Source organism: Aliiroseovarius sp. S1123, assembly GCF_023015885.1.
Classification (GTDB): Bacteria; Pseudomonadota; Alphaproteobacteria; order Rhodobacterales; family Rhodobacteraceae; genus Aliiroseovarius.
In genome coordinates this window covers 1-1,327 of the sequence record NZ_JALKBE010000018.1, presented here as the reverse complement: position 1 = coordinate 1,327, position 1,327 = coordinate 1, and the positions used below count along the sequence as shown (strand labels likewise).

General features: G+C 57.3%; 1 protein-coding gene. It reads left to right on the top strand.

Annotated features, from left to right (window positions below; translation table 11 throughout):
• The first annotated feature begins 1 nt into the window (after position 1).
• Positions 2-1,177 carry an elongation factor Tu gene (gene tuf, locus MWU53_RS15890; RefSeq protein ID WP_247094673.1) on the top strand — a complete coding sequence of 392 codons (1,176 nt, stop codon included), beginning with the start codon at positions 2-4 and terminating at the stop codon, positions 1,175-1,177.
• Positions 1,178-1,327: the final 150 nt, after the last annotated feature.

Genomic DNA, 1,327 nt, shown 5'->3' with positions numbered 1-1,327 from the left:
TATGGCTAAGGAAAAGTTTGAACGCGGTAAACCGCACGTTAACATCGGCACGATTGGTCACGTTGACCACGGCAAGACCACTCTGACGGCAGCGATCACCAAATTCTTTGGTGACTTCAAAGCATACGACGAGATCGACGGTGCACCGGAAGAGAAAGCCCGCGGCATCACCATCTCGACTGCTCACGTTGAGTACGAGACCGAGAACCGTCACTATGCGCACGTTGACTGCCCCGGTCACGCTGACTACGTGAAGAACATGATCACCGGTGCGGCCCAGATGGACGGCGGCATTCTGGTTGTGAACGCAGCTGACGGCCCCATGCCGCAGACCCGCGAGCACATCCTGCTGGCGCGTCAGGTTGGTGTACCTGCGCTGGTTGTTTTCATGAACAAAGTTGACCAGGTAGACGACGAAGAGCTGCTCGAGCTGGTTGAGATGGAAGTTCGTGAACTGATGAACGAATACGACTTCCCGGGCGACGACATGCCGATCATCGCTGGTTCGGCTCTGGCCGCTATGGAAGGTCGTGACCCGGAAATCGGTGAGAACAAAATCCGCGAGCTGATGGCTGCTGTGGACGAGTACATCCCGACCCCGGATCGTCCGGTTGACGGCGACTTCCTGCTGCCGATCGAAGACGTGTTCTCGATCTCGGGCCGCGGTACCGTTGTTACGGGTCGTGTTGAGCGTGGCGTTGTGAATGTTGGCGACACCATCGAGATCGTTGGTATCAAAGACACTCAGACCACCACCTGTACCGGTGTTGAAATGTTCCGCAAGCTGCTGGATCGCGGTGAAGCTGGCGACAACGTTGGTGTTCTGCTGCGCGGTATCGACCGTGAAAAAGTTGAGCGCGGCCAGGTTCTGTGTAAGCCGGGTTCGGTTAACCCGCACACCAAGTTCGAAGCCGAGGTCTATATCCTGACCAAGGAAGAAGGCGGTCGTCACACCCCGTTCTTCGCGAACTACCGTCCGCAGTTCTACTTCCGTACCACCGACGTGACCGGTACTGTTGAGCTGCCTGCTGGCACCGAAATGGTCATGCCGGGCGACAACCTGAAGTTCAACGTCGAGCTGATCGCTCCGATCGCCATGGAAGAGAAGCTGCGCTTCGCGATCCGTGAAGGCGGCCGCACCGTTGGTTCGGGCGTTGTCTCGAAAATCATCGACTAAGAACGCCCAGCGTTCTTGGGGCGATCAGTGAATTGGTGATAGCGCCAAATCACCGAGCGCCAAATCCACAGAAGATAAGAAAGGGCGTCCCACGGGGCGCCCTTTTTGCGTGGGTTCTAACGGAAGGGCGACACGGACCGAGGTGGGTGT